This is a genomic window from Streptococcus alactolyticus (genome assembly GCF_042649785.1).
GTDB lineage: Bacteria > Bacillota > Bacilli > Lactobacillales > Streptococcaceae > Streptococcus > Streptococcus alactolyticus.
This window is the reverse complement of the sequence record NZ_JBHRZX010000014.1, coordinates 1-21558: the sequence shown is the minus strand read 5'-3', so window position 1 is coordinate 21558 and position 21558 is coordinate 1. Positions and strand designations below refer to the sequence as shown.

At 41.3% G+C, this 21558-nt stretch carries 21 protein-coding genes and 2 pseudogenes; 9 read left to right on the top strand and 14 right to left on the bottom strand.

Going from position 1 to position 21558, the window contains the following annotated elements:
* Positions 1 to 6 precede the first annotated feature (6 nt).
* Complete coding sequence (locus ACFORE_RS04010) at positions 7 to 588, bottom strand: thymidine kinase (RefSeq protein WP_154454310.1); 582 nt, start codon at positions 586 to 588, stop codon at positions 7 to 9.
* A gap of 377 nt (positions 589 to 965) precedes the next feature.
* On the opposite strand from ACFORE_RS04010, the gene ACFORE_RS04005 reads away from it, so the two are divergent.
* Both ACFORE_RS04005 and ACFORE_RS04000 read left to right on the top strand, forming a co-directional pair.
* Positions 966 to 1151 carry a 4-oxalocrotonate tautomerase gene (locus ACFORE_RS04005; protein WP_002885057.1) on the top strand — a complete coding sequence of 62 codons (186 nt, stop codon included), beginning with the start codon at positions 966 to 968 and terminating at the stop codon, positions 1149 to 1151.
* Positions 1152 to 1349: 198 nt separating this feature from the next.
* Positions 1350 to 1730, top strand: a complete 381-nt coding sequence (locus ACFORE_RS04000) for a DUF3795 domain-containing protein (RefSeq protein ID WP_154454309.1) — start codon at positions 1350 to 1352, stop codon at positions 1728 to 1730.
* Between the two features lie 37 nt (positions 1731 to 1767).
* Here ACFORE_RS04000 and ACFORE_RS03995 read toward each other — a convergent pair whose 3' ends face one another.
* The 3 genes from ACFORE_RS03995 to ACFORE_RS03985 all read right to left on the bottom strand — a co-directional run bounded on the left by ACFORE_RS03995 (position 1768) and on the right by ACFORE_RS03985 (position 5514).
* Positions 1768 to 3033, bottom strand: a complete 1266-nt coding sequence (locus ACFORE_RS03995; RefSeq protein ID WP_167510347.1) for a nucleobase:cation symporter-2 family protein — start codon at positions 3031 to 3033, stop codon at positions 1768 to 1770.
* A 1-nt stretch (position 3034) separates the two neighbouring features.
* Positions 3035 to 3616 (bottom strand): xanthine phosphoribosyltransferase, encoded by a 582-nt coding sequence (locus ACFORE_RS03990; RefSeq protein WP_154454307.1) that lies wholly within the window; start codon positions 3614 to 3616, stop codon positions 3035 to 3037.
* A gap of 227 nt (positions 3617 to 3843) precedes the next feature.
* Entirely contained in the window at positions 3844 to 5514 is a 1671-nt protein-coding gene (locus tag ACFORE_RS03985) for a formate--tetrahydrofolate ligase (protein ID WP_168260784.1), read from the bottom strand.
* Between the two features lie 190 nt (positions 5515 to 5704).
* Here ACFORE_RS03985 and ACFORE_RS03980 point away from each other — a divergent pair, with 190 nt between their 5' ends.
* The 3 genes from ACFORE_RS03980 to ACFORE_RS03970 all read left to right on the top strand — a co-directional run bounded on the left by ACFORE_RS03980 (position 5705) and on the right by ACFORE_RS03970 (position 7611).
* A complete protein-coding gene (locus ACFORE_RS03980; RefSeq protein ID WP_204984346.1) occupies positions 5705 to 6388 on the top strand; it encodes a phosphopantothenate--cysteine ligase in 684 nt (227 codons plus the stop codon).
* Entirely contained in the window at positions 6381 to 6932 is a 552-nt protein-coding gene (coaC, locus tag ACFORE_RS03975) for a phosphopantothenoylcysteine decarboxylase (protein ID WP_235281063.1), read from the top strand. The genes ACFORE_RS03980 and coaC overlap by 8 nt, the downstream gene beginning before the upstream one ends.
* 106 nt (positions 6933 to 7038) lie before the next feature.
* Positions 7039 to 7611 carry an ECF transporter S component gene (locus tag ACFORE_RS03970; RefSeq protein WP_154454303.1) on the top strand — a complete coding sequence of 191 codons (573 nt, stop codon included), beginning with the start codon at positions 7039 to 7041 and terminating at the stop codon, positions 7609 to 7611.
* A 232-nt stretch (positions 7612 to 7843) separates the two neighbouring features.
* Here the strand turns inward: ACFORE_RS03970 and cls are convergent, their stop codons facing one another.
* The 10 genes and pseudogenes from cls to yjbM all read right to left on the bottom strand — a co-directional run bounded on the left by cls (position 7844) and on the right by yjbM (position 18212).
* The gene (gene cls / locus ACFORE_RS03965) at positions 7844 to 9424 is read right to left on the bottom strand and encodes a cardiolipin synthase (RefSeq protein ID WP_154455454.1); all 1581 of its coding nucleotides are present in this window, start codon (positions 9422 to 9424) and stop codon (positions 7844 to 7846) included.
* A gap of 138 nt (positions 9425 to 9562) precedes the next feature.
* Positions 9563 to 10279 (bottom strand): class A sortase, encoded by a 717-nt coding sequence (locus tag ACFORE_RS03960; RefSeq protein WP_154455453.1) that lies wholly within the window; start codon positions 10277 to 10279, stop codon positions 9563 to 9565.
* A gap of 147 nt (positions 10280 to 10426) precedes the next feature.
* Positions 10427 to 11410 (bottom strand): GMP reductase, encoded by a 984-nt coding sequence (gene guaC, locus ACFORE_RS03955; RefSeq protein ID WP_235281064.1) that lies wholly within the window; start codon positions 11408 to 11410, stop codon positions 10427 to 10429.
* 237 nt (positions 11411 to 11647) lie between these two features.
* Positions 11648 to 13066 (bottom strand): glycoside hydrolase family 1 protein, encoded by a 1419-nt coding sequence (locus tag ACFORE_RS03950; RefSeq protein ID WP_154455451.1) that lies wholly within the window; start codon positions 13064 to 13066, stop codon positions 11648 to 11650.
* A 116-nt stretch (positions 13067 to 13182) separates the two neighbouring features.
* A pseudogene (locus ACFORE_RS03945) lies at positions 13183 to 13877 on the bottom strand (HAD hydrolase family protein); the annotation flags it as partial.
* Between the two features lie 135 nt (positions 13878 to 14012).
* The gene (locus ACFORE_RS03940; RefSeq protein WP_235280999.1) at positions 14013 to 14768 is read right to left on the bottom strand and encodes an SDR family oxidoreductase; all 756 of its coding nucleotides are present in this window, start codon (positions 14766 to 14768) and stop codon (positions 14013 to 14015) included.
* A 62-nt stretch (positions 14769 to 14830) separates the two neighbouring features.
* Positions 14831 to 15826 (bottom strand): phosphate acetyltransferase, encoded by a 996-nt coding sequence (pta, locus tag ACFORE_RS03935; RefSeq protein WP_154455449.1) that lies wholly within the window; start codon positions 15824 to 15826, stop codon positions 14831 to 14833.
* 17 nt (positions 15827 to 15843) lie between these two features.
* Positions 15844 to 16731, bottom strand: coding sequence for an RluA family pseudouridine synthase (locus ACFORE_RS03930; RefSeq protein ID WP_235280998.1), 888 nt, complete (start codon positions 16729 to 16731; stop codon positions 15844 to 15846).
* The gene (locus tag ACFORE_RS03925; protein ID WP_168260771.1) at positions 16728 to 17573 is read right to left on the bottom strand and encodes an NAD kinase; all 846 of its coding nucleotides are present in this window, start codon (positions 17571 to 17573) and stop codon (positions 16728 to 16730) included. Before ACFORE_RS03925 ends, ACFORE_RS03930 begins: the two co-directional genes overlap by 4 nt.
* Positions 17548 to 18212, bottom strand: a pseudogene (yjbM, locus tag ACFORE_RS03920) (GTP diphosphokinase). Before yjbM ends, ACFORE_RS03925 begins: the two are co-directional and overlap by 26 nt.
* Before the next feature lie 124 nt (positions 18213 to 18336).
* Between yjbM and ACFORE_RS03915 the strand changes: the two are divergent.
* The 4 genes from ACFORE_RS03915 to ACFORE_RS03900 all read left to right on the top strand — a co-directional run bounded on the left by ACFORE_RS03915 (position 18337) and on the right by ACFORE_RS03900 (position 21431).
* Complete coding sequence (locus ACFORE_RS03915) at positions 18337 to 18900, top strand: CYTH domain-containing protein (protein ID WP_264879339.1); 564 nt, start codon at positions 18337 to 18339, stop codon at positions 18898 to 18900.
* A 91-nt stretch (positions 18901 to 18991) separates the two neighbouring features.
* On the top strand, positions 18992 to 19963 hold the full coding sequence (locus tag ACFORE_RS03910; protein WP_235280997.1) for a ribose-phosphate diphosphokinase: 972 nt from the start codon (positions 18992 to 18994) through the stop codon (positions 19961 to 19963).
* A gap of 3 nt (positions 19964 to 19966) precedes the next feature.
* A complete protein-coding gene (locus ACFORE_RS03905) occupies positions 19967 to 21082 on the top strand; it encodes a cysteine desulfurase family protein (RefSeq protein ID WP_168260767.1) in 1116 nt (371 codons plus the stop codon).
* A gap of 1 nt (position 21083) precedes the next feature.
* A complete protein-coding gene (locus ACFORE_RS03900) occupies positions 21084 to 21431 on the top strand; it encodes a DUF1831 domain-containing protein (RefSeq protein ID WP_154455442.1) in 348 nt (115 codons plus the stop codon).
* The last annotated feature ends 127 nt before the right edge of the window (positions 21432 to 21558 follow it).

Here is a 21558-nt window from a genome sequence, read left to right as displayed (position 1 = left end):
CCAGTTTTACTTGTCTGTTGGCATCATCGGATTGAAATAATGCTTGCGGCAGACAGGTATATAGGTTTCATTACCACCAATTTGAATCTGATCGCCCTCGTACACAGGCTTACCATTTTCCGTACGCAAGACCATCGTTGCTTTTTTAGAACAAAATTGGCAAATGGTTTTAATCTCGTCAATCTTATCTGCCATAAGCAAAAGATAACGTGAGCCTTCAAATAACTCATTTTGAAAATCATTTTTCAAACCAAAAGCCATAACAGGAATGCCTAACTCATCCACAACACGCGCTAAATCATAAACGTGTTGTTTGTTTAAAAACTGACACTCATCAATCAGCACACAATAAGGTGTGAAAGGCAAAGCTTGTACAAAAGCAAAAATATCCATCTCTTCTGTAATAGCTACTGCCTCACGACGCATACCAATACGGCTAGAAACAATCCCGTACCCATCACGCGTATCCAGTGCCGATGTCATAATCACAACAGGCTTGCCTTGTTCTTCATAGTTGTGAGCCACTTTTAAAATTTCAATGGTCTTACCAGAATTCATGGTTCCGTATTTATAATAGAGTTGAGCCAAGAATAAGATCCTACCTTCTATTAATATTCTCCTATTTTACCATAAATACAACTTTTCGTATATGGGTACTATTTTGACTTCCAGATGAAAAGGCATTTTAACAATAAAAACGCACCTTCCTCGATTAAGAGTCTGGGTGCTAAATTATCGTCTTATTGAGGTTTTGAGTCATTATCGCCAGCGTATAGTGCAATGAAAATCGATAGCATTGCCACGATAAACATAGGTTTCATTTATTCTACCTCTATATGTATTCTTTACATGTGAGCGAATGTCGCTTTTTCTTTTATCTACACCTTCATTATACCATTTGTTTCTGAATTTTTGTGCAAAATATGCTACAATACTGATATTACTAAATGTTAAGGAGAGGTATCATGCCATTTGTCAAAATTGATTTGTTTGAAGGTCGTACGGAAGAACAAAAAATTGAATTAGCTCGTGAAGTAACTGAGGTGGTTTCTCGTGTTGCTAAAGCACCAAAAGAAGCTATTCATGTCTTTATTAACGATATGCCTGAGGGAACTTACTACCCACACGGCGAAATGAAAAAGAAAAACTAAGCCAAAAAGCTAGACGATTTGTTCTAGCTTTTTTCTTTGGATGCTACTGCTTTTTGATAGGCAATAGGTTTGTAAAACATCTTGTATTCTTTTTTTAAATCAAAAGCCATGGCAACCTCCTTTTGACATAGTATAACAAATAATGATAACGCTTTCAATATGTGGTATAATAGAGTGAAGTTTACGGGAGGTATGGCTATGAAACGGGAATTAGGAATAGCAAGGTGTGGTTTGGCCTGTTGCTTATGTTCAGAAAATGTGACCTATCAGGGCTGCCATTCAAACCAATGCCCTGGAAGTACGACTTACATCAATCGTAACTGCTCCATGGAAAAACAATTGTCCCACTGCTACCAATGTTCGCAAGAGTGTCGAAAAGGCCTACTTGGTAAGATAAAGCCCTATGCTTTTACCCTGTTCATGAAACAATATGGCGAAGAAAAATTGTTGGACTGTTTGGAAGCCAATGAAAAAAGAGGCATTGTTTACCACCGTGATGGCATCTATGGTGACTACGATGATTTTGACGATGTGGGCCAGCTTATCCAATTTATTTTAACTGGTGAGCGTCAGCCTTAAAATGAAAACCAGCCCTTGAAGAGCTGGTTTTTTAAGCTTATTTTGTTTGTGTTTTACCATTTAATACGAGGTTTAGCACAACGGCTAAAAGCGTAGCAATAACAATACCGTTGGTTAAGAACATTTGTAGAGTTGTTGGTAGGCTATCAAAGAGATTCGTTCCGTTAAAACCTACACCACAGGCAATGGAAACGGCAGCGATGATGAAGTTGTGCTCGTTGTGTTCAAAGTCCACTTGGTGCAGCATTTGAATCCCTTGAAGAGCAACCATACCAAAGAGGACAATCATCGCACCACCAAGCACAGGACTTGGAATCATTTGTGCCATGGCTCCAAATTTAGGAAGCAATCCCAAAATCACAAGGAACAAAGCTGTGTAGTAAATCGGGCGACGTGTCTTGATACCTGAAATGCGTACCAAACCAACGTTTTGTGAAAAACCAGTGTATGGGAAGGTATTGAAAATTCCACCTAGAAGGACGGCAAAACCTTCTGCACGGTAACCATTACGTAAGCGTTGGCTGTCAATCTTATCCCCTGTCAAATCTGCAAGTGCGAGGTAAACACCTGTTGATTCAACCATTGAAACCGTCGCGATGATACACATCATGACAATAGAGGTGATTTCAAATTTTGGCATACCAAAGTAAAATGGTTGTGGAACATGAACCAGCGGAGCTTCTACCACAGCAGAAGTATCTACCAAGCCCATGAAAGCCGCAATAACGGTTCCGCCAATCAAACCAATCAAGATAGCAATAGATTTCAAGAAACCTTTGGCAAAAATATTAACGGATAAGACAATAGCGATGGTTATCAAGGCTAAAATCATTGACTGTGCTGTTGGCGAGTTAATGTTATCTCCCATATTTCCCATAGCAACAGGAATCAAGGTCAAACCAATGGTTGTGATAACCGAACCTGTCACGACTGGCGGGAAGAAAGCCGCGATTTTTGAGAAAATGCCAGCAATCACCATAACGTAAATTCCTGAGGCAATCAAAGCACCAAACATATAAGCTGAGCCTTGGTTTGCACCGATAATAGACAAAGGTGCGACTGACTGGAAGGCACATCCCAAAACAACGGGCAAACCTACCCCAAAATGCTTACGCAATTGCAGTTGCAAGAAAGTTGCTACCCCACACATGAAAATATCGGTCGAGATGAGGTAGGTCAGTTGTTCCGCTGAATAATTTAGTGCCCCAGCAATCATGATAGGCACCAAGATTGAACCAGCGTACATGGCTAATAGGTGTTGTAAGCCCAACACCGCTGAGCGTGAGTGTGTTTCTTCGTTCATCTTATGCATCGGCCTCCGTGAAAATCACCTTTCCATCACAGAAAGCTTCGATACGTGCTAGAGATGTCACTGGCACACCCTCTTCTTCCAACAAATGGCGCCCTGTTTGGAATGATTTTTCAATCACAATCCCAATACCAGCCACCTTAGCTCCAGCCTGTTGGATAATATCTAACAAGCCTTTTGCAGCTTGACCATTTGCCAAGAAGTCATCGACAATAAGCACCGTGTCATCTTCTGACAAGAACTTGCTCGCAATAGAAACCGTGCTTGTCACTTGTTTAGTGAAGGAATAAACTTCAGTCGTTAAAATGCCTTCTGTCATCGTGATGTTTTTCGCTTTTTTAGCAAAAATCATTGGAACTTGCATGGCTTGAGCAGTATAAAGCGCGGGAGCAATCCCAGAAGCTTCAATTGTGACAATTTTTGTAATACCAGCGTCTTTATAAACCTCTGCAAAAACTTTTCCAATTTCTTGCATGAGCTCATAATCCACTTGGTGCGTCAAAAAACTGTCAACTTTTAAGATATCCTTACCTAAAACATCGCCATCTTTTAAAATGCGTTCTTCTAATAATTTCATACACGTCTCCTTTTCTTTTCACAACTAACCCATTAAGCTAGGATTTTGTTATTTACTTACCACTTTTGTTCACTGCTTCTACCTCGCTAAATGGTTAACTACATAGCTATATAAATGTTTCTACCCCACACATGGCACGATTGGCTGTGATGGGGTAGATCAGTTGTTTTATTGTAACATTTATTGTAATTATTGCAAGATGCTCATTAAATCAGTCATCTGACAGATTAGAACAAACCGATAGCTGTTCCGTCTTCTGCCACGTCCATATTAAGAGCGGCTGGTTTCTTAGGCAAACCAGGCATGGTCATCACATCTCCTGTCAAGGCAACGATGAACCCCGCACCTGTTTTCGGTACAAATTCGCGGATAGTGATATCAAAGCCTTCTGGAGCCCCTAAAAGCGTAGGGTTGTCAGAGAAACTGTATTGTGTTTTCGCCATACATACTGGCAATTTATCCCAGCCAAATTGGGCAAATTGTTTCAATTGCGTTTGTGCTTTTTTGCCAAAGATAACTTTGTTACCACCGTAAATTTCAGTAACGATTTTAGTGATTTTTTCTTCAAGAGAATCGTCGTCTGAGTAAAGGCGTTTGTAGTCAGCATTGCCATTTTCAACAGCATTAACAACGGCATTTGCAAGGTCAATACCACCGTCAGCACCGTTTGCCCAAACGCTAGCCAATTCAACAGGCACGTTGATTTCGGCACAAAGTTCTTTAAGAGCAGCAATTTCAGCTTCAGTATCTGCTACAAATTCATTGATAGCAACAACGGCAGGGATACCAAATTTACGAACGTTTTCCACGTGACGTTTAAGGTTGGCAAAACCAGCACGAACAGCATCGACATTTTCTTCAGCTAAATCTGTTTTCGCTACGCCACCATGCATTTTAAGAGCACGAATAGTGGCCACAATCACAACGGCGTCAGGTGTTGTTGGAAGATTTGGTGTTTTAATATCAAGGAATTTTTCAGCCCCAAGATCTGCACCAAATCCAGCTTCTGTGATGGTATAATCTGCTAGACGAAGTGCTGTGCTTGTTGCCAAAACAGAGTTACATCCATGTGCGATATTGGCAAATGGTCCACCATGAACGAGGGCAGGTGTGCCATAAATGGTTTGCACAAGATTTGGTTTAATAGCGTCTTTAAGGATAAGCGTCAAAGCACCTTCAACCTTCAAATCACGAACGTAAACAGGTGTACGGTCATAGCGGTAAGCTACCACGATATTGGCAAGGCGTTCTTTCAAGTCATTGATGTCAGTTGCCAGACACAAAATGGCCATGATTTCAGACGCAACAGTGATATCAAAACCGTCCTCACGTGGGATACCATTAACTGGGCTACCAAGACCAATGGTTACATGACGAAGGGCACGGTCATTAAGGTCAACCACACGCTTCCAGATAATACGACGTTGGTCAATACCAAGTTCATTACCTTGGTGAAGGTGGTTATCAATGATAGCTGAAAGGGCATTATTAGCTGTTGTAATGGCGTGCATATCCCCAGTAAAATGAAGGTTAATGTCTTCCATTGGAAGAACTTGGGCATAACCACCACCTGCTGCTCCCCCTTTAATCCCCATAACAGGACCAAGAGATGGTTCACGCAAGGCAATCATAGTTTTCTTGCCAATCTTATTTAAGGCATCTGCTAGACCAATGGACATGGTTGATTTTCCTTCACCGGCAGGTGTCGGGTTAATAGCTGTCACAAGGACAAGCTTACCAGGTTTATTGTTTTGAACAGCTGCAATTTTATCAAAAGATAGTTTCGCTTTGTATTTACCATAGAGTTCAATATCGTCGAACGTAATCCCAACTTTTTCGACAATTTCAGTAATAGGTTTTAGTTCAACACTTTGTGCAATTTCGATATCAGATTTCACAAGATTCTCCTCTAAATTATAAGTGATAGCTTTATTATATCACATTTTATAAAAAACGCACGTTTTTATTCATAGTTTTATAAATGTTCGTATTTTATTCGATGGTTTTACTTTAGAAAGGCAGCAACAAGCCTATTCTAGCTTATGGTAAATCGTTTACGAAAAAAATTTTTTTGTGTAAAATGAGAACATGAAGATTTTAATTACATCTGGTGGAACCACCGAAAATATTGATGCCGTTCGTGGTATTACCAATCATGCCACTGGGACTCTTGGCAAGGAAGTTGCTGAGTGCTTTTTGGCGCAAGGGCATGATGTGACATTGGTGACGACACAAAGAGCGGTCAAACCCAAGAAACATTCCAAGCTCAAAATCATCTTGGTCGAAACGGTGGCTGATTTAATCGCGGAACTTGAACCCTTAGTGAAAACGCATGATGCTATCATCCATAGCATGGCGGTATCTGACTACACCCCTGTTTACATGACGGACCTTGAGGAAGTGGAAAAAGCACCAGCCATCAAAGATTTGCTTCATAAAAGCAACACAAGTGCCAAAATTTCCTCTCAACAAGATTACCAAGTGCTTTTTCTCAAAAAAACACCAAAGGTGATTTCCCTAATCAAGCAATGGAATCCTGATATTATGTTAATCGGCTTCAAACTCTTGGTGGGAGTGCCAAAGGAGGAATTGTTAGCTGTTGCTAGACGCAGTTTAGCGACCAATCAAGCCCACTATATCGTCGCAAATGACCTCACCACAATAGATGATAATCAGCACTTGGCTTATTTAGTGGGGAAAGATGACGTGGTTGTCGCTAAGACCAAGAAAGCAATTGCCGAGCTGATTTTGGAAAGGGTAACACATGACTAAAACTGTATTATTAGCCGTTTCAGGCAGTATCGCCGCTTATAAAGCAGCTGATTTAACCAATCAATTCACTAAATCAGGCTTGAACGTTCGGATTTTGATGACACCTGCTGCTACTCAATTTATCACCCCTTTAACCTTGCAGGTGCTTTCTAAAAATCCCGTCGCCCTTGATGTGATGAAGGAAGAAGATGCTCAAACCATCAATCATATTGATTTAGCCAAGGAAGCGGATGTCTTTTTGATTGCCCCTGCTTCTGCTAATACCATCGCCAAACTCTCTTATGGCATGGCAGATAACATCGTGACCACAACAGCTTTAGCCTTGCCAGCTGACACGCCTAAACTCATTGCACCTGCTATGAATACCAATATGTACAATAATCCCATGACCAAACGCAATATTGAGCAGCTTATTCAGGCAGGTTATCAGAAAATCGAACCTCGTTCAACGCGACTGGCCTGCGGTGATGTCGGTAAGGGGGCTTTGGCAGATTTGGAAACAATTATTGAATCAGTGTTAAAAGTTTGTAAAAATCACGAATAATGGTAACGGATACACTTGTCAACACTAGCCCAAACCTGTATAATGGGTTAAAGTCTTTTCAAAGACTCAACGCATTTATTCTCGGCTTTTGGATTTAGGAGGAACCATGAAAAAAAGACAATCCGCATCGGATATTGCCGTTATCGCCATTTTCTTTGCAATTATGCTCGTTATTCATTTCTTGACTAGTTTGGTGTTTAACCTGTGGCCTGTCCCAATTAAACCCACGCTGATTCAGATTCCTGTTATCGTGGCTTCTATCATGTATGGTTCGCGTATTGGTGCTATTTTAGGTGGTCTGATGGGGATTATCAGTGTGACGGTCAATACCATCACGCTGATGCCGACAAGCTACCTCTTTTCTCCCTTTGTTGAAAATGGGAATCTTGCCTCACTTGTGATTGCTATGGTGCCCCGTATTTTAATCGGTATCACCCCTTATTACGTTTACAAATGGTGGCACAGTAGAGCTGGTCTGGTAGTAGCTGGAGCAGTCGGTTCAATGACCAATACTATCTTTGTATTGGGTGGCGTTTTCTTTATCTTTTCAAATGTGTATAATGGTGACATAAAAGCCTTATTAGCAGCTGTTTTTGGAACCAATGCCATTGCAGAAATGATTGCCTCTGCTATTTTAACCGCTGCAGTCGTTCCTGTCCTTGAAAAGCAAAGACGCTAATAGATACTAGAAAGTTAGGAGTTCTCTCCTAGCTTTTTTGCTATCAAAAAAGCCCTCCCACCAAATAGGTAAGAGGGCTGAGGCATTCATTTGAATGTGACAAAATGGTTCACACAAATTGTCAAAGTCCGCTCCTGCGTTCTAACAAAAGTTAGAGTGACCTCCTCTGCGCAAATAAACTCATTAACAACGAGTTCACTCGGCTCATCGCATAAGATTAGTATAGCATATCTTATAGGAGCGGCGCAATGGTTTTGACCAACATACCCACAACTTTTTCATGAACAGGGCGTTTGGCTAGAGTTTCAGGCGTCACACGCTCACATTCTTCCAAAGTCATGGTGAAATCTTCGTAAATATCTCGAATGGCATCCACTCGGTACATATAAGTTGCGCATTCAAAGTGATGGTAAAGACTGCGGTAATCTAGGTTAATGGTTCCCACAACAGCTTTAATGTGGTCGCTGACAAATACCTTGGCGTGCAAGAAGCCTGGCGTGTAGAGGTAAATCTTAACCCCAGAACGCATCAATTTGCCAAAGTAAGTCTTAGCTAGAGCATACGGAATCGGTTTATCAGGGACACCAGGCATCATGATCCGCACATCCACTCCACGCTCAGCCGCAAAACAAAGGGCGTGTTCCATTTCGCTATCTAAAATCAAATAAGGCGTCATGATATACACGTAATCTCTAGCATGGTTGAGGATATCGATATACACATTTTCCCCAACTTTATCCGTATCTAAAGGCGAATCACCATAAGGAATCACGTAACCATCGGCTGTTCTAGTTGGCGAGTGTTCCATCAAATAAGGTTCCACCACCAATTCTCTTTCCGTAACAGACCACATTTGCAAGAACAAGACCAAAAAGCTATCGACGGCTTCGCCTTCAATCATCACGGCCGTGTCTTTCCAGTGACCAAAACGCTCGATTTTGTTAATGTATTCATCAGCCAAATTCACCCCACCTGTAAAGGCAACTTGCCCATCAATGACAATATTTTTACGGTGGTCACGGTAATTGTAATAAGTCGAAATGAAAGGTGAAATAGGTGAAAAAACTTTGGCTTTAATTCCAATTTTTTCAAGACGTTGGGTGTAGTCAGGTGATAAGGTTGATAATTCAATCATGCCGTCATACAAAACCCTAACCTCAACGCCTTGCTTGACCTTATCTTCAAGAATACTTAGGATTTCTCCCCACATCTCCCCTTCAGCGATGATGAAAAACTCCATGAAAATGTAGTGTTCGGCTTTAAGGAGTTGTTTTTTTAATTCTTTAAAGAAATCCTCACCTGTCGGAAAATAAGTGACGTCGGTATTTTGGTAAACAGGAAAATTGCCACGGCTACGACTGAAATATTGAACAAGATGATAGGTTGTTGAGGTATCCTCTTTCAAGGTTCTCACAATTTCGGGATGATGTGGCAGGTATTGCACACTCTCATCCACGCGTTGTCCCATCCGTTGCTTCAAGCCTCTATAACCCCAGTCTAGCTTGGTGTAAATCAAGAAAAGCGACCCTAATAGTGGTGCTATCATAATCAAAATCAGCCAAGTCACTCGAGAAAGAGCATCCATTTCACTATTAACCAAATACAAAACGGCTGTAATAGTCAAAATACGTCCAATAATATCCGCCCAAATCCGAGATTGGTCTAACCAAATGTAAGAATCAAAGATAAACAGCAGTTGCAAGATTAACAGAACCGAAATAATGGTCGTTCGACTAAAGATACCTCGAAGCAACCCACGACGGCTCTTACTCAATAAACGAACAACTCTGCTATCTTTATCTGTGTTTTTCATTGCGATAATCTTAACCTCCAAAAACTTTCAATAACTAGCATTATACCATACTTTTAAAAAGTATTTCAGGAACTGCTATTTTTAACAAGGAAAACAGCCGAACACAAGATGGTTCAGCTGTCAAAAAACGAATAATGGCTACTGCGTGTAGCTTTTGGTAAAAGCTTTTTGAACCTTAGATGGTGCTTGGTCGTATGGTGTTTTGCCATCATAAGTCGTCTGCACGATCAAACGGTTGCTCGCTTGCAAATCATCACACGTCACCAAGGTCAGTAAGGTCTTATCAGGAACATCCTCAATGACTTCAACATCTGTCGGAGCCACAACTTCCTTGCTAGTAATTGTGTAAGTGTAGATATAAGCCTTGTCTGTCAGATAGACTTTCTGCCCCACTTCCGCTCTTTCTAGTGGTGAAAAGAGTAGGTGATCGCTATTGACTTGGTCAAAAACATGGTGGCTGGCAAGCGCATAATTCCCCTCTCCCATGGTTTGATTTTCCTTCATGGTTCCCGCACCATATAAAAGGTTGGTATTGTCAATGCCTTTAAAAACGGGCAAATTCATTTCCAGATCTGGAATCGCAATGCCACCAATGACGTTTAGTTTTTGACCACTCATCTGAGCTGCTAGCACATCTTGGGTAGAAACAACAGCTACCTGTGAAAAATCAAAATTACCCTTACTTTTTTCATTTTGTTCAATATTTTCTCGTGATACATGGATCACTTGATAACGGTCGGTCGTGTAAGTCATCATAATGTGGCTAATGGTCCGATGAAAGAATAGTGCCATGCCTACAAGCAAAAGCACTAGAATCAAGATCCAACGTACCCATCCCCTTAATAATCGTTTCATAGCGACAATTTCCCTTCTGACTTTTCTAATCCAATAATCTCCTACCAGCATACCATTTCTTGACCAAGGGAGCGAATGATATGCTTTCAAACACACAAAAAGGAATAGCAGTAATAGCTCCTACTCCTTTTTGCTTTTATCATCTGATTAAATGGAATCCCCATTCCAAATCGAATTTTTAACAATCACGTAATCCACGCGCGTCAAGCTATGCAAGTCACGGCCACCTGCATAAGAGATTGAACTTTGAAGGTCTTCTTGCATTTCTTGCAAGGTGTCTTTCAAATGACCTTTGACAGGTAAAAGGATTTTCTTACCTTCGACGTTTTTGTGCTCACCTTTTTGGTATTCTGAAGCAGAACCGTAGTATTCTTTATACTGTTCGCCATCCACTTCAACTAGTTTTCCAGGACTTTCCAAATGCCCTGCAAAAAGTGAACCAATCATAACCATTGTAGCACCAAAACGGATTGATTTGGCAATATCACCGTGTGTTCTCACACCACCATCTGCGATAATAGGTTTTTGAGCGGCTTTCGCACACCAGCGCAAAGCTGCCAATTGCCATCCGCCAGTACCAAAACCAGTTTTTACTTTTGTGATGCAGACTTTACCAGGACCGATACCGACTTTTGTCGCATCTGCACCCGCATTTTCCAACTCACGAACGGCTTCAGGCGTACCAACATTTCCGGCAATAACAAAGGTGTCAGGCAATTCTTTCTTGATGTGCTTAATCATGTTAATCACGCTATCAGAATGCCCATGAGCAATGTCAATCGTAATAAACTCTGGTGCGTCCTCTTTTAAGCTTGTGACAAAGTCATATTCGTAATCTTTAACACCCACTGAAATCGAAGCAATCAAGCCTTGGTCATGCATGCGTTTCACAAATGGTTTGCGAGAGTCTTCGTCAAAACGGTGCATGATGTAGAAATACCCATCTTTTGCTAAACTTTCTGCAATATCTTCATCAATGATGGTTTGCATATTAGCAGGTACCACAGGGAGTTTAAAGGTGTAGCGTCCCAAGGTCACATGAGTATCAGCTTCTGAACGACTCTTAATAATACACTTATTAGGAATCAATTGAATGTCTTCGTAGTCAAATACAGGCATTTCGTTATACATAATGGTTTCTCCATGGTTTCCCTATCCCTCATCTAAAGCAAGGAACACAGAAACATTTTCATAAATAGTGACCTTCCTATGACTCTTTTCAAGAATGGATCAAAGAGCATCGCTGGGTAAAAACTTACCCTTCCATTAATATATTACAATAGCGTTCGTTTTGTGTCAATTATTTTGCTTTGCTTATTTGCATTATTCGTTTATATCGGATGATTAGAATTCCCTGTAACTATCTGATTAATCTGACAAATATTGTCCGTTAGTTGCGATGACTTTCTTGTACCAGAAGAATGAATCTTTGCGGTAACGTTTGAGGGTACCGATTTCTTCGTCTGTACGATCCACATAGATAAAGCCGTAACGTTTACGAATGCCTTCGTGAGTTGAAATCAAGTCAATGGCAGACCATGGGTTGTACCCAAGCATATCCACGCCGTCAGTAATAGCCAATTGAATTTGTTCGATGTGGGCGCGCAAGTAATTGATACGGTATTGGTCATGAACTTTGCCATCTTCTGTTAGGGTATCGTATGCTCCTAGTCCGTTTTCAGTTACGAGAAGTGGGAGGCGGTAACGGCTGTACATTTCACGAACAGTTGCACGGAAACCAATTGGGTCAATTTCCCAGCCAAATTCGGTTTTTGGTAGGTTTGGATTGTCAACGCCACGGTAGAAACCAGCTTCTCCACGAGCTGTTTGTTGGTCAGCTGATGGGTTTAGGCTTTCTGTTCCATCAGAAGCAGCCACGGTTGCTGTATTGTAGTAGTTAAATCCGATGAAATCAGGTTTTGCAGCCTTCATGATAGCCAAGTCTTCTTCGGTAACAACTGGTGTAGCATCTTGTTCTTCCAAATAAGCCCAAACCAAGTTGTTGTAAACACCGTAAACCGCAGCATCTAAATAAAGCCAGTTACGGATAGCGTTAAAGTTTTGTGATGCCAAAACATCTTCTGGTTTTGATGATGCCGCATAAACAAGTGAGATATTTGGAGCAGGACCAATTTTAGCCTCAGGCAACATTTCGTGACAAATTTGCATGGCTTTGGCTTGCGCAACCAATTGGTGATGGTTTTGTTGGTAAACTTCTTTGGTTACATTTGTTGTTCCTTCTGGAATGTGGAGGGTTCCGATGACAGGACCCACCAAGGTTAGCATATTTTGTTCGTTGATGGTCAGCCAATATTTAACACGGTCACCAAAGTTTTCAAATAAGACACGAGCGTATTCTGCAAACCAATCAACTGATTCATGCGTTGACCAAGAACCGCGTTCATCAAGAGCTGCTGGCATATCAAAGTGGAACATAGTCACGATAGGTTCAATGTCATATTTCAAACATTCGTTAATCAAATCATTGTAAAAGGCGATTCCTTTTGGATTCACTTCACCAACACCTTTTGGCAAGACACGGCTCCATGAAATAGAGAAACGGTAAGATTTGAAGCCCATTTCTGCCATTAAGGCAATGTCTTCTTTGTAGTGGTGGTAATGGTCAACAGATACCGACAAGTCTGCTGTTCCTGCAGGAATGTCTTTCACGTCTTGGCATGAAGGCCCTTTGCCGTCTTCTAAGGCTGCTCCTTCTACTTGGTAAGCAGATGTTGATGCACCCCACAAGAAATGTTCTGGAAATGGTTTTAAGGTTTTGTGTAACATAACGATTCTCCTTATTGCTGTGTTTTCAATAGTATTATAACGATCGCGGTTGGTAAAAACTACTATTATAAACCGTTTTCTTGGTACTATTCTACGATATCCTCTTTTTACTCAATTTACTTTAATGCTTTAAAAGCATTAAACAAACCATCTTCTTCCACGTCATCGGTGACCATATTGGCCATGGCTAGACTGTCAGGACCTCCATTTCCCATGGCAACCCCAATCTCGCAATAATCAAGCATAGGAATAGCCACCTTAGCATCGCCAAAGGCAATGGTGTCTTGTTTGTCCGCTTGCAGATACTTTAAAAGCACGTCAATGGCATGGGCCTTGGTAATATCTTTGACACCTAGGTCGCCAAATAATGCCGTTTCCCCACGGCCACTCCAAGTCCCTGCTTTGAGATTTGGAAAAACTAGGACAGAATCCAAATGGTCTTGATACGTCTTGAGAATAAAACTCACCTTATTGACATCATCGCAATACAATTCATCCCCATAAACCAGGCCGTACAAAGTATCCTCTGCTTCCAAATCTTTCACCTCTGCTGCTGTTTTTCCCTTACGCATGGCGTATTGGCGCATGATAGGACAAGCCGCTTCTTTGAATTGTCTGAGGCAAAAAGGCCGTTGTTTGATTTCAAATAAAAGGCTAAAACACGCTCCTGCAACCAATCCACAATCACCTTGGTGTCTTCTTTTGATATCAGTTGGTGCATGACAACCTGACCGTCACACTCCACGTAAGAACCGTTGCCACCAATCATGCCATCAAAATCAATCGCCCAAAGCTTATCAGGCATTCCTGCGCCCATGTTTTTCCCTCCTTTTACTGTCATTATAAGAGCTGGCTAAAGGAAAAGATAGTATGATGTTAGCGTTTTCTAATAGAATGGTATGAAAAAACACCTCCTTGACTAGCAAGAAAGGTGTTGCTACTTTGATTAGTCGCGATAAACGGGCTGCGCACCAAATGTCTGTGAAACAGGCATGATTTCGATGCGATTGATATTAACGTGCTCAGGCTGGCTGGCAATCCAAGATACCGTGTTAGCAATATCCTCAGGTTGAATAGCATGTGCTCCTTCGTAGAGTTTGGCAACTCGCTCATCATCTCCCTTAAAGCGCACATTTGAAAATTCTGTTCCTTCGCACAAGCCTGGTTCAATATTAGACACGCGGATTTTAGTACCTGCAAGGTCCGCTCGTAAATTGAGGGAGAATTGTTTAACAAAGGCTTTTGATGCCCCGTAAACATTTGCGCCTGGGTAAGGAACAGTTCCAGCGGTAGAACCAAGATTGATAATCAAACCAAAATTGCGTTTGACCATATCTGGCAGCACTTGTCGTGTGAGGTAAATCAAGCCTACAATATTGGTATTAATCATGGTCATCCAATCGGTAAAATCAGCCTCATAGGCCTTGTCCAAACCTAGCGCCAAACCAGCATTATTGACCAAAACATCGATAGCGCGCCATTGTTCAGGTAAGCTAGTCAATGCCGCATCAATAGCTTTTGGCTGAGCCACATCCATTTGGAGGGGATAGACCTTGTCTTGTCCCAACTCGGCTTGCAACTCTTGCAATTTATCAAAGCGACGGGCACAAGCAATCACTTGATAGCCGTCAGCAACTAATGTTTTGACAATGGCTATGCCAAATCCAGCAGAAGCCCCTGTTACTAAAACAATTTTTGACATGATTTCTCTTTTCTATTTGCTAAATGAGAAAGTCAGTTGGATTATCCAACTGAACTTTGTGTTTATTCGTCATCATCAATAGCTTGGGCAGCTGTGATAATGGCTAATTTGTAGATATCTTCGGCACTTGAGCCACGAGATAAATCGTTAACAGGTTGGTTAAGACCTTGGAGAATTGGCCCGATAGCCTCAAACATTCCCAAACGTTGGGCAATCTTGTAACCAATATTTCCTGATTGAAGGTCTGGGAAGATAAAGACATTTGCTTGTCCTGCAACGTCACTGCCTGGCGCTTTAAGAGCTGCAGTTCCAGGCACAAAAGCCGCGTCAAATTGTAATTCCCCGTCAATAGCAAGGTCAGGTCGTGCTTCCTTAGCCAATTGCAGAGCTTCTTGAACTTTTTCCACTTGGGGGGCTTTAGCGCTGCCCTTAGTTGAGAAGCTAAGCATAGCTACTTTAGGATCTAGGTTGAAAATTTTAGCGGTGTCTGCTGTGTTGACAGCAATCTCAGCGAGTTGTTGGGCATTTGGGTCTACATTGATGGCACAATCAGCAAACACCAAACGTTGTTCGGTTGTCTCACGGCTCATCAAAAATACTCCTGAAGTTCTTGATACGCCTGGTTTAGTTTTAATGATTTGAAGGGCTGGTCGAACCGTAGCTGCCGTTGAATGCATGGCACCTGATACCATCCCGTTAGCAAGCCCCATTTTTACTAACATAACCCCAAAATAATTGACATCGTGTAAGAGTTCATCAGCTTCTTCAGGTGTTACCTTGTCTTTGCGAATTTCTAGAAAAGCTGCTTTCATCTCATCAAAGCCATCGTATTCCTCTGGGTTAATGATAATGTAATTCAAATCAGCAAATCCAATCATGTCAAGTGTTTCACGAATGACCTGAGGTTCTCCTAGAATAATCGGTTCTATTAATCCCTCAAATTTCAAACGTGTTGCCGCACGCAAAACACGTTCGTCACTGCCTTCAGGAAAGACAATCTTGAGGTTTTTTCCAATGATTTTTCCGCGCAAACTACCAAATAAAGAGCGAATTCCCATATAAACAACCTTCAATTCTAATTTTTTTGTAATTTAATGATAACGTTTTCAAAGTCTTTTGTCAAGGGGATTTTCTGGATAATCTCCTTATTGTCATAAGGATTTCTAAAACGCAAGTAATGGCAATGCAAAGCTTGACGTGTGATGCCTAACATCCGACCGCCATACATATCATCTCCCAGCAAAGGAAAGCCAATGTGCGCAAAATGCACGCGAATTTGATGGGTGCGTCCTGTGTGCAGCCGAATGTCCACCAAGGCCACATCACCAAAACGTTCGACCACTTGATAGCTGGTGTGAGCGTATTTGCCTGATGGGTGAACACGGCGCGTGATGATGCTGTCATCTGAGCGAGCAATTGGTGCAATAATCTCGCCGCTATCTTCCAATTCTCCCTTGCCAGAAACCAAAGCCAAATAACGCTTTTCAATAGACTTGCTTTGCAGCTGCCTATCTAGTCTGGCATGAGCGTAGCCGTGTTTGGCAAAAAGCATCAAACCACTCGTATCTTTATCCAAACGGGTCACAATATGAACCTGCTTATTAGGGTAATCATTTTCCATATAATAAGCCTTCACAAAATTAGCGATGGTGTTAGAGTGCAAAACACTTGGAATGCTAGCAAAGCCGCTCGGCTTATTGATGATTAGAAAATGCTCGTCCTCATAGACAATATCCAAAGGGTGTTTGACGGGAATGAGGGTTTCGTGCTCTTGCTCGTCAGGAATCTCAATCGTGACGACATCTCCTTTTTCTAAGAGGTAAATCGCATTTTGCTCAACGCCGTTAACCCAAATATTCCCCCCTTTAAATTTAACCTTGGCGAGTAACCCTTTTGAAACATCATGGCTTTTTAGAAATGTCTTGACCTTGGTTTGACGGTCGGCAACAAATTCAAATCTCACGAATCCAAATCTCCTATGAAAGCATCTGTGACACGTTCCCAAAAACTTGTATGCGATGGGGTTGCCACAAAGCTAATTTTTTTAGAATCAATCCGATATTCCACTTTAGATAAATTTTTATAATGCATGGTTTTATTGTCCACTGAAATGGTATAGATACCTTGGCGGGTCGGCTTGATTTCAATCTTATCTTTTTTAGGCACAACAATTGATGACCCTAAGGTGCGATAAACACGGTTATTTAAGCTTGAAATTTCAGCTAACTGCATGGCTTCAATGGTTGGGTACAAAAGAGCCCCACCTAATGATTTGTTGTAAGCCGTGCTTCCTGTCGGTGTTGATACAGACAAGCCATCACCACGGAAACGCTCCAAGATAACATCGCTAACCATGACATCTGCCACCATGGTTTTTTCAATCCGTTTGATTGACGATTCGTTCAAGGCTCTAAGGTTAATGACTTTGCCGTCATCAAGGGTAATTTTCACTTTCAAGATAGGGTAAGAAGCCTTGTCGCCCTTGTCTGAGCGCAAATTATCAACCAATTTGTCGATTTCAAAATCACGGTAATCGGTGTAAAAGCCCAAATGCCCCGTGTGAACCCCCACAAAACGGACGGTGTCTAGATTTCTTTCGTACATATGGAAGGCTGAAAGCAACATACCATCGCCACCAATTGAAATCACTACATCAGGGTCTTTTTTGGTTAAGTAAAAATCCTTGTCTTCTTTAAAAATCGCAAACAATTTTGAAGCTACTCGGCGACTTTGTTTTTTCCCATTTGAAACAATAGCCACACGCATAGCTTTTTTGTTTTTACCTGTAGTATTCGTCTGTGTCATCGCTATTCCCTACTCCATCATTTAATTTTCGACTCGCTGGATCAATAAAAGCTGTGCTTCTCTGATATCTTCCCTAATTTTCCGCATTTCCTCGTCCAATTCCAAAGCAATTTTTGCCGTGATTTCCAAACGTTTCTTGATTTCTTCTGGAAATTCCCCCTTGTACTTGTAGTTCAAGGAATGTTCAATCGTTGCCCAAAAATTCATGGCCAAAGTCCGAATTTGAATTTCGGCTAGGACTGTTTTTTGACCATCTATAGTATCAACAGGATACTCAATAATCACATGGTATGAACGGTAACCACTTGATTTCATATTGTTGATGTAGTCGCGTTCTTGGATAATGGTCATATCATGTCTGCTACGCAATAGCGTCAAGACTTCGTCCACATCATCGACAAATTGAACCATAATACGCACCCCAGCAATATCTTGCAAATCTTGAGCGATATTTTCAAGCTTAATGCCTCGGAGTGCCATTTTTTCTTGAATACTCTCAACCGATTTCACACGTCCTGTGACAAACTCAATCGGAGAGTGTCTGTTTTGCTTTCGAAATTGCTTTCGAATCCCTCGCAGTTTGATTTTTAACTCTCCTACGGTTTGGATATACGGATCCAAAAACTTTTCCCAATCCAAAAATCATCATCCCCCTTTATCATGACAAGTCCATTCTTGTCAAATAAATAACTTTTTTATAGAATTAGTATAACATTCTAATTATATCATATTCACTATTTTTATCACAAAGGAAAACTGGCTTATGACACATCTTGAAATAGAATACAAAACCTTATTAAACAAGGATGATTTTAACCGTTTGAGCCCACAATTTGCACAAGTCGCTCCTGTTACTCAAACCAACTACTACTTTGATACAGCGGCATTTGATATGAAAGCCAATCGGATGTCCTTGCGCATTCGCACATTTGACGACCGCGCCGAACTCACTCTTAAAGTGCCCAAAAAAGTTGGCAATTTGGAACACAATCACGATTTGACTTTAGAAGAAGCAAAAAACATTATTCAAACCAATCATTTTTCAAAGATTGCATTTTTTGATCACATTCGAGAAAATGGAGTTGATCCAGCTGCATTGAAGTGTTTTGGGCATTTGACAACCACTCGCCGCGAAATGAAAACGTCTATCGGTTTAATGGCGCTAGATAGCAATCAATACGCTGGCAAACAAGATTATGAGTTGGAGTTAGAGGTGGAAGATGCTGATAAAGGTAAGGCCGATTTTGACCGTTTCCTAGCCCAAAACCACATTCATTTTAAATACGCTAAAAGCAAGGTGGCTCGTTTCAGTGCCACACTAAAATAATTTCAGCCCATTTTTCGTTATAAAATGCTGAATAATTCCATCTTTTTTGATAAAATAGAACTATTAATGTTTAAAGGAGTATATTTATATCATGGCAGAACTTTACGCCGACAAACAATTTAAGCTTTTTTCTCTTTCTTCTAATGTGGAAATTGCCAAAAAAATTGCGGATGCCGTTAAGGTGCCGCTAGGAAAAGTGTCAACACGCAAATTCTCAGACGGCGAAATCATGATTAACATCGAAGAAACTGTTCGTGGTGATGATATCTACATTATCCAATCAACGAGCTACCCAGTGAATGACAACCTTTGGGAGTTGCTCATCATGATTGATGCTTGTAAACGTGCCAGTGCCAACACCGTAAACGTGGTGATTCCTTACTTTGGTTACTCTCGTCAAGACCGCATTGCCGCATCACGTGAACCAATTACTGCTAAACTAGTGGCTAATATGCTTGTTAAAGCTGGTGTTGACCGTCTTCTTACACTAGACCTTCACGCTGTCCAAGTTCAAGGTTTCTTTGACGTTCCAGTAGATAACTTGTACACTGTACCTTTGTTTGCAGAATACTGCTACAACCTTGATTTAAAAGGAGAAGACGTTGTTGTTGTCAGTCCTAAAAACTCAGGAATCAAACGTGCTCGTAGCCTTGCCGAATACCTTGATTCACCTATCGCTATCATCGACTACGCTCAAGACGACTCACACCGCGAAGAAGGTTACATTATCGGTGAAGTTGCAAATAAAAAAGCCATCCTTATCGATGACATTTTAAATACAGGTCGTACGTTTGCTGAAGCAGCTAAAATCCTTGAACGCGAAGGTGCAACTGAGATTTATGTGGTAGCCAGTCACGGATTGTTTGCTGGCGGTGCCGCTGATACGCTAAATACTGCTCCTATCAAAGAAATTGTTGTAACCGATTCTGTTGACACTAAGGAACTTCTTCCTAAAAACTTGAAATACCTTTCTGCCAGTGAATTGATTGCGGATGCTATTATTCGTATCCACGAAAAAGCACCACTTAGCCCACTCTTTTCATACGACGCTAAAAAGGATTAAGATATGATTTATTTTGATAATGCTGCTACTACTCCACTAACTCCGTCTGTCATTGAGGCGATGAAGGATATCATGACTACCGATTTTGGTAACCCTTCTAGCATTCACAGGATTGGACGCCGTGCCAACTACCGCCTGCGTACTTATCGGCAAATGATTGCGTCTGCCCTCAAGACAACTCCACGCCGCATTATCTTCACCTCAGGAGCAACTGAAAGCAACAATACTGCTATTAAAGGCTATGCTTTGGCCAATCAAAATAAGGGAAAACACCTGATTACAACGGCTATCGAGCATCACTCTGTCTTACACACAATGACTTATTTGGAAGAAAGTTTTGGTTTTGAAGTAACTTATTTGCAACCTCAAAACGGGACGATTTCTGCCCAACAAGTGGCTGACGCTTTGCGTAATGATACCATTTTAGTTAGCACCATGTTGGCTAATAACGAAACAGGCGACCTCCTACCCGTCAAGGAAATCGGAGAACTCCTTGAATCGCATCAAGCTGTTTTTCACGTGGATGCTGTTCAGGCCGTGGGAAAACTGGACGTTTTTCCTGAGGAGTTAAAAGCCGACTTTTTGTCTGCTTCTGCCCATAAATTCCACGGTCCAAAGGGCGTTGGTATTTTATATTCGACGCCGCAACACTTTGATAACCTACTTCATGGTGGGGAGCAAGAAGAAAAACGCCGAGCAAGTACTGAAAACATGGTTGGTATTGCTGGGATGGCACAAGCCTTGGCCGATAGTGTGGCAAATAAAAAAGCCAATTATGACCACGTTCAAATCTTGCGTGATGCCTTTTTGGAGGCTATTTCTGGCTTGGACTATTACCTCAATGAAACAGCCAACACGATGCCTCATGTGCTTAATATCGGTTTTCCTCATCACAATAATGCCACATTATTAACCCAGTTAGATTTGGCTGGATTTGCCGTTTCAACAGGTTCTGCCTGCACGGCTGGTACGGTTGAGCCAAGTCATGTGTTAGCCAGTATGTATGGCCAAGACTCACTACGTTTAAACGAGTCTATTCGCATCAGTTTCTCTGAACTCAACACACTATCAGAAGTGCAAGAGTTCGCCCAAAAATTAGTAGAAATAATAGGAAAATAAGATGGCATTTGAAAAAACAATTACATTAACAGACTGCCTATATAGCTATACTCTTAGCGATGACGTTAAAAAATATACCCTTCGCGACACGACTTTTACTCAAAATCGTGTAGGACATTATGAATTGACACGTTTATTGGAAAAAGTCCCTAATTCTGGCGAAGGTTTTGCCCTAAAAATCACTATTAACAAAGAGCTAACAGGCTTTAAAATGAACATTACGGACAAATCTGGTCTACGCCTCGTCAACATTTTCAAATCAGAAGATAACACCATTTTACAAGAGAAATTTTACTTCTTGATGGATAGCCTTGTTGAACGTGATATTTTCACCAAAACATCCGTTTAATGATCATCAGCTTGATTTCTAGTTTTGCTTAGAAATCAGGCTTTTTTTGGCTCTTTGTCAACTGTAGTGGGTAGATGAAAAGCTAACACCTAGAGAGGACGAACTTCGTCCTCTCTTTCTTTATGTT

Excerpts from the sequence above, each read along its gene's own strand:
- ACFORE_RS03995 (WP_167510347.1), bottom strand. The coding sequence starts at position 3,033 with ATGAACGAAGAAACACACTCACGCTCAGCGGTGTTGGGCTTACAACAC.
- coaC (WP_235281063.1), top strand. The coding sequence starts at position 6,381 with ATGACTAAAACTGTATTATTAGCCGTTTCAGGCAGTATCGCCGCTTAT.
- ACFORE_RS03990 (WP_154454307.1), bottom strand. The coding sequence starts at position 3,616 with ATGAAATTATTAGAAGAACGCATTTTAAAAGATGGCGATGTTTTAGGT.
- ACFORE_RS03970 (WP_154454303.1), top strand. The coding sequence starts at position 7,039 with ATGAAAAAAAGACAATCCGCATCGGATATTGCCGTTATCGCCATTTTC.
- ACFORE_RS04000 (WP_154454309.1), top strand. The coding sequence starts at position 1,350 with ATGAAACGGGAATTAGGAATAGCAAGGTGTGGTTTGGCCTGTTGCTTA.
- ACFORE_RS03960 (WP_154455453.1), bottom strand. The coding sequence starts at position 10,279 with ATGAAACGATTATTAAGGGGATGGGTACGTTGGATCTTGATTCTAGTG.
- ACFORE_RS04005 (WP_002885057.1), top strand. The coding sequence starts at position 966 with ATGCCATTTGTCAAAATTGATTTGTTTGAAGGTCGTACGGAAGAACAA.
- ACFORE_RS03915 (WP_264879339.1), top strand. The coding sequence starts at position 18,337 with ATGACACATCTTGAAATAGAATACAAAACCTTATTAAACAAGGATGAT.
- ACFORE_RS03900 (WP_154455442.1), top strand. The coding sequence starts at position 21,084 with ATGGCATTTGAAAAAACAATTACATTAACAGACTGCCTATATAGCTAT.
- ACFORE_RS03910 (WP_235280997.1), top strand. The coding sequence starts at position 18,992 with ATGGCAGAACTTTACGCCGACAAACAATTTAAGCTTTTTTCTCTTTCT.
- pta (WP_154455449.1), bottom strand. The coding sequence starts at position 15,826 with ATGGGAATTCGCTCTTTATTTGGTAGTTTGCGCGGAAAAATCATTGGA.
- cls (WP_154455454.1), bottom strand. The coding sequence starts at position 9,424 with ATGAAAAACACAGATAAAGATAGCAGAGTTGTTCGTTTATTGAGTAAG.
- guaC (WP_235281064.1), bottom strand. The coding sequence starts at position 11,410 with ATGTATAACGAAATGCCTGTATTTGACTACGAAGACATTCAATTGATT.
- ACFORE_RS03940 (WP_235280999.1), bottom strand. The coding sequence starts at position 14,768 with ATGTCAAAAATTGTTTTAGTAACAGGGGCTTCTGCTGGATTTGGCATA.
- ACFORE_RS03905 (WP_168260767.1), top strand. The coding sequence starts at position 19,967 with ATGATTTATTTTGATAATGCTGCTACTACTCCACTAACTCCGTCTGTC.
- ACFORE_RS03950 (WP_154455451.1), bottom strand. The coding sequence starts at position 13,066 with ATGTTACACAAAACCTTAAAACCATTTCCAGAACATTTCTTGTGGGGT.
- ACFORE_RS03925 (WP_168260771.1), bottom strand. The coding sequence starts at position 17,573 with ATGACACAGACGAATACTACAGGTAAAAACAAAAAAGCTATGCGTGTG.
- ACFORE_RS03980 (WP_204984346.1), top strand. The coding sequence starts at position 5,705 with ATGAAGATTTTAATTACATCTGGTGGAACCACCGAAAATATTGATGCC.